Source organism: Planococcus salinus, from assembly GCF_003719725.1.
GTDB lineage: Bacteria > Bacillota > Bacilli > Bacillales_A > Planococcaceae > Planococcus > Planococcus salinus.
In genome coordinates, this window is sequence record NZ_RIAX01000025.1 from 1 (window position 1) to 5,349 (window position 5,349).

Sequence of the window (5,349 nt, forward strand, 5' to 3'; positions counted from 1 at the left end):
TAGAATCAAAAGTGTGATGTTTAGAATCAAAAGTGTGATAATTAGGTCTCTAAAAGCCAGTCATACCAAGGGCTCAGACCCTCCCTAAAACAGTTAAAACAATTAAAACAAAGTAATTAAAAACACCAACAACACGCGCACGCGCGCAAGGAAGTTGGTGGTGGTGGAAAAATGGGACCAAAAGTGTGGCTTTTCAAAAATCAAAACCCAAATCAAAAGAAGTAACCCAGAAATCATCATCTCTTCGCTTCTTCTTTTCAACATAGCCGTTTAAACGCACAGAACCTCTTTAAAAACGGTTTTTAGAAAAAAGATGAACTTAGGGAAGGTGAATGTTTAAAAAAGCTTAGAACCCCCTTAAATGGCTTTTTTGACTATATAAAAAACGATGAACATTCCTGGAAACTTCCAGATAGTGTTCATCGTTTCAGAGCCGAAATGTTTTCAGGTTGCTCTCGATCTGTTCGTCCGTGATGCCGATATAGCGCAACGTGACGTTCGGATGCGTGTGGTTGAGGATGTTCTGCAGCTCGGCAATGTCTCGGAACTGCTTGTAATGCCAGTAGCCGAATGTTTTCCGGAGAGTGTGTGTGCCGATGCCCACGGAAATATCGACCATCTGTGCGGCTTTCTGGAGCTGTCTGTAGGCTTGAACACGCGAAATGGGGTTTTGCCCCTTCCGGCTCGGAAACAGCCACTCAGTTCCCTCTAACGTGCCGATATAGGCATTCAGCTCATCGTAGATGTTGCCCAGGTGGATGGTTCGGCGTTTTCCCGTCTTGCCTTCACGCAAGGACACGACTTTCTTGCCCTGGATCTCGCTCGTTTTGATCTTTAACAGATCCCCGACACGCAGCCCGGAGTTGATGCCCAGGAGAAACAGGATGTAATCCCGTTCGCTGCACCACTTCTTCAAACTCCATTTCATGTCCTCAATCTTTTCCAGCGACCGGATCGGCTGCACGTCTTTGATTTCGTTCTGTTTGTTCATGGATTGCTCCTTTCGGTTGGCTGCTGTTGTTTGGATGGCTGGAAAAAACGATGTAACGAACTACTCAAGGCATTTGGCCCAAAAGAAAAAGAGCGCCGCCAAGGAAAGACGAGCCCAGTGGAATCAAGGTTTTGAATGTATCATTTTTTCTAGTAATTCTAGTTTCGCTGGTTTTTCTGGCGAAGTCAATGGAATGGGGGTTTTGAATGTAACTTAATTCACAATAAGTTACATTCAAAAAGAAAATTCCAATTTCATGAAAGAACTTTTTTCATAGAAACAACTTTAATAGTTATACCGTTTGGTTTATGTACAATTTCTTCATCATAAACATGATAACCAATGGAATTGTACAGCTGTAAATTCTTAGTTACAGTCACTCTTACTTTACAAAGAATTGTAGAAACATTGATTTTGGCGGCATAAGTTTCTAAGGATTTCAAAATCTTTTTTGCAATTCCTGTTCCTTGTTTTTCAGGAATAACGGACAAACGATAAAAATATAATCCCTCGTCTTTTAATTGAAATCTCACCATTCCCACAGGTTGCTTTTCTTCATAAGCAATTATTGCTTTTTCTCCTTTTTCGAATGCATAGGAAACTGACTGAACTGTTTCTTCCAAAGCGCTCGATGGTGGAATGTCATTTTTGTATTCCATAAACGCCTTAATCATTAAATCATGAATTACTGGTGTATCAGAAGATGTTGCAAAGTTTATTATCATTGTTTTCCTCCTTTCTAGTTTCCACGAATGTAACTTAACTGCACTTAAGTTACATTCGTTTCCCCTAAATTAGTGACTTTTATTTGTTCCAGATCCTGGCCCATAAACTTCGCGTGTCTTTTTTAGGTGTTACTGGCTCAGGTTCGCTTCCTGGCTGTTGTGAGGACGATTCTGGTGAATCTTGTTCTGGTTCTTCGGGCGTTGGTGCAGCTAGTTGCTTCTGATTCTCTTCTATCCGATCCAATTTATGCTTCATTTCTTCCAAGACTTCCACAAACAAAGAGTCACGTTTTCGCATCTCTTCTTTCAAACTTCGGTTCTCTTCTTCAAGAGCTTCCAATTTATTCAAGATAACGGCTGTCGCGACGTCGTCATGACGCCGCGGCGGTGGGCTTGTGACGCCGTTTTCTGGCGTTATTGTAGATGCGCCTTTTAAGCCCTCAGCAGCTTCTCTGACGGCGTTCTCAAACGTTATGTTACCGCTTTTTGTGACCGTTATAGACTCGCGTAGCGCCGCGACCTCTGTGACGGTGTAAATCCGGCTGTTACTTTTGTTTCTTTTGAAGAGAATACCTTCCGATTCAAAGCGAAGGCTGTATTTTCGTAACGTTGAAGGAGAAATACTTAATTGCTTACATACTTCGCTGGGTGTCATCATCAGTCGCTCACCACCTCTTTTGTTTCATGTTATAAGAGTTCGATCTGCCTTGCATCTACTTTTTCAATAAAGGTTCCTAGAAAATAAAAAAGAAGATGCTGCAGACCAGCATCTTCTCCAGTTTTCTGTTATCGGACTGCCGATAATCTGATGATATGTAAACTAATTTTTCGGATCGTCCTTTAGAATAACCATCTTAAATCCACAATATTTAGACTGCGTTTAATTCTTTCCATTCACGTATATCGGTGAACTGCTGGGCCAGTTGATTCGCTTGGTTTGTTACACTTTCGGGATAATCTAGAATTTCCAATAGCTTAATAGCATTTCGGGTTACAGATGGTCCTTCATGGATCTTATAATCGAACAGCACTTCCCCATCCTTAATTGATTCCCGGAAATGGTAATTGGTATAAACTCCCTCTGCAATTTCCGTCAGTTCAATATCGTGGGAAGCAATAATGTTCATCCCTTTGTTTGCAGACAACCATTCCATGATGGCTGCCGATGCAGAAATCCGTTCAATCGTATTGGTGCCTTTTAAAATCTCATCCACGAAAGAAATAAGGGGTTTCTTTTCCTTGCTCAGCTGGATGATTCGTTTCAACGACTTAATTTCTGCAATGAAATAACTATCCCCATCTAGTACGTTGTCTTGAATCGCCATCGAAGTCACGATATAACTCGGTTTCATTGTCCACGTTTTAGCCAAGACTGTATGAATCGTTTGCGCCAATATGGCGTTGATGGCAACCGCTTTGATATACGTTGATTTTCCAGAAGCATTCGATCCGGTAATCAATACAGTCTTGCCTAATGTAGAAGAGTTCGTTACCGGATCATTTAGAAGTGGATGGGCCAAGTCCTCAAATGAAAGTTCTTCCTTGTCGATAAACTGAGGCAATGTATAAGAGGAAAGTGATTTCCGGTAAAAGGCAATCGCAATCGCGGCATCCAGTTCACCAATAGATTCCCACAATTGTTTATATGCATTCTGATGCGTGATAATCGCTTTCACAATTTGATTATAAGAAATGAAGTCGAGCAAGAACACAATTCGGAAGTATTCTAAAAGAATGTCAAAGTCTCCGCCTGTATACGTACCAATAGACAAGACCTTACCGAAAAAGGAAACTCTTTTCAGCCCTTTCCCTTCCTTTTTCATTAGATCTCTATATATGGAGAATTGTGGATGTCGAATGGAAGCCAAACTTTTCCCTGTGTTTACAATGGCAGCTACATATGTAATGGAATGCAAATCATTATCCAATGTCTTTTTATTGCGGTAATAAATCAAGGCGTTTATCAATAATGAACAGATCAAACTGATGATACCAACCTTTAAACTAAAGAACATGAGAAAAACCGAGATGATCGGTATACAAGCGAGAAGGACATACACGTATGCAAACTTAATCTTATGATCGTTGAAATGATAAAAATAGGAAGAACTATCGGCATAATTGCGTTTTCCAAGGCTGGACAAAATGAGGAGAACTTGTTCTCTCAACTTATCATCCTGGGCAACGAGTGTATAAAGTTCTTCTTTGGACTGAAGCCCCTTAAGTTTCGGATCTATGTCCCGTAATTGATTGAATAAGTATTCTGAGCCGACACTGGTCTTGGTGTAATTCATCTTTTTAAACACCTGGTCCATCGCTAAGTCGTCCCAAGTAATCTGATCGATGCCTGCATAAAATTCTGCACGCTCTTTTTTGTTTCTCCAGTACGAAGATACAGATTGAATATCTTCATGTAACGCTATGTAAGTTCCAGTTTCCCATTCTTGTCGAATCTTCTTCAGTTTCCGTCGATTTCGTGTTAAAAGTTGATATGCAATCAGACAGGCGACGAATACAGCAATTAATATAAATGGATTCTCCACGTCAGCACCTCTTCCTCTTATTTTATACGGATTCGCTTTAAGAAAGTTTCACTGAGAGGGGCAGGAACTTACATCTTATAAACATTATTTAATTAAGATTAAAAACTGTTCGTAAAAGTACACGTTTTCGAACATCTCAAAAGCATCTGAAAAACAGAAAAAGAACGTTCGCAAATGTGGCTATATACTTTGCGAACGTTCTTCTATTTCCAGCTATATTTCCGAACGAATTATTGCTATCTTTTTATTTTTATCTATGTATTTTTTACATCCGAAGGCGACAAATGAATCCCTGTCACCACCCCGATTTTGGGGTGGTGTATAACTGGACACTCCGGAATTTTTGCTGCTGTCGATCGGCTTGGAAATCCCATTCTTTTTTCTAGAAATGTTCGGCCCAGTTCAAAAACGAAATTCAAAACAAATAGATTCAATGCGAGTGCCCATTTATACGCAGTGATTTTTTTCAAAAATAACGGCGCCGTTTTAGTTTTCCTGCAGGGGCTCAAATCAAACCGAAAATTTCATGGATCAAGCAAAAAACAGAGAAAGAGCATAAGGAAAACGTGCTTGCAATTGCATTGCCAGCCCTGGCAGAGCCAGGGGTTTACTTGCTTGCAGCAAAAATGCGTTTTGGAACAGTTTTGTTCCACTTTTTTTGGTCGTTTGGTACAGTTTTGTACCAACTTTTTTAGAGCCGATCGACATTCTTTTTCTTTTTTTCTTGAGCTGTTTTCCGTTTTAAAAACCATTTTTTCTCTTGAATTTTTTCTAAAAAAATCACTGGTTTCATTTTCAAATCTGTCTTTTTTTCTGGCACAAACTTGTGCCAACCCGTAAAAAGAAGTGGTACAAAACTGTACCAAAGCCGATTTTTTTTGGAACAAAACTGTGCCAAAACCGAAATTTCGTGTACCCACCCAAACACTAGGCTCTGCCTAGTCCTACATTGAAAATGGGGGCACGTTTCCCTTATGCTCTTTCTGCCTATTTCCTTCTCTTTTGAAAAAAAGGCGAAGAATAAAATTTAAAAACCCAATAAATTTGAGAAAAGAAAATCCGAGAGTGCCCAGTTATACACCACCCCAAA

Annotated in this window: 6 protein-coding genes; all 6 read right to left on the bottom strand. The window is 40.0% G+C overall.

Going from position 1 to position 5,349, the window contains the following annotated elements; all coding sequences use genetic code 11:
• Nucleotides 1-427: 427 nt before the first annotated feature.
• Entirely contained in the window at nucleotides 428-991 is a 564-nt protein-coding gene (locus tag EEX84_RS16370; protein ID WP_123166717.1) for a tyrosine-type recombinase/integrase, read from the bottom strand.
• Nucleotides 992-1,245: 254 nt separating this feature from the next.
• Nucleotides 1,246-1,716: a GNAT family N-acetyltransferase gene (locus tag EEX84_RS16375; RefSeq protein WP_123166718.1), complete on the bottom strand. Its 471-nt coding sequence runs from the start codon at nucleotides 1,714-1,716 to the stop codon at nucleotides 1,246-1,248.
• A 79-nt stretch (nucleotides 1,717-1,795) separates the two neighbouring features.
• The gene (locus EEX84_RS16380; RefSeq protein ID WP_123166719.1) at nucleotides 1,796-2,374 is read right to left on the bottom strand and encodes a MerR family transcriptional regulator; all 579 of its coding nucleotides are present in this window, start codon (nucleotides 2,372-2,374) and stop codon (nucleotides 1,796-1,798) included.
• A 211-nt stretch (nucleotides 2,375-2,585) separates the two neighbouring features.
• Complete coding sequence (locus EEX84_RS16385; protein ID WP_123166720.1) at nucleotides 2,586-4,259, bottom strand: MutS-related protein; 1,674 nt, start codon at nucleotides 4,257-4,259, stop codon at nucleotides 2,586-2,588.
• Nucleotides 4,260-4,790: 531 nt separating this feature from the next.
• Nucleotides 4,791-4,967 (bottom strand): hypothetical protein, encoded by a 177-nt coding sequence (locus tag EEX84_RS16550; RefSeq protein ID WP_158599140.1) that lies wholly within the window; start codon nucleotides 4,965-4,967, stop codon nucleotides 4,791-4,793.
• Nucleotides 4,951-5,187, bottom strand: a complete 237-nt coding sequence (locus EEX84_RS16390) for a hypothetical protein (RefSeq protein WP_123166721.1) — start codon at nucleotides 5,185-5,187, stop codon at nucleotides 4,951-4,953. Before EEX84_RS16390 ends, EEX84_RS16550 begins: the two co-directional genes overlap by 17 nt.
• Between the last annotated feature and the right edge of the window lie 162 nt (nucleotides 5,188-5,349).

Excerpts from the sequence above, each read along its gene's own strand:
- EEX84_RS16375 (WP_123166718.1), bottom strand. The coding sequence starts at position 1,716 with ATGATAATAAACTTTGCAACATCTTCTGATACACCAGTAATTCATGAT.
- EEX84_RS16380 (WP_123166719.1), bottom strand. The coding sequence starts at position 2,374 with ATGATGACACCCAGCGAAGTATGTAAGCAATTAAGTATTTCTCCTTCA.
- EEX84_RS16550 (WP_158599140.1), bottom strand. The coding sequence starts at position 4,967 with ATGTCGATCGGCTCTAAAAAAGTTGGTACAAAACTGTACCAAACGACC.
- EEX84_RS16370 (WP_123166717.1), bottom strand. The coding sequence starts at position 991 with ATGAACAAACAGAACGAAATCAAAGACGTGCAGCCGATCCGGTCGCTG.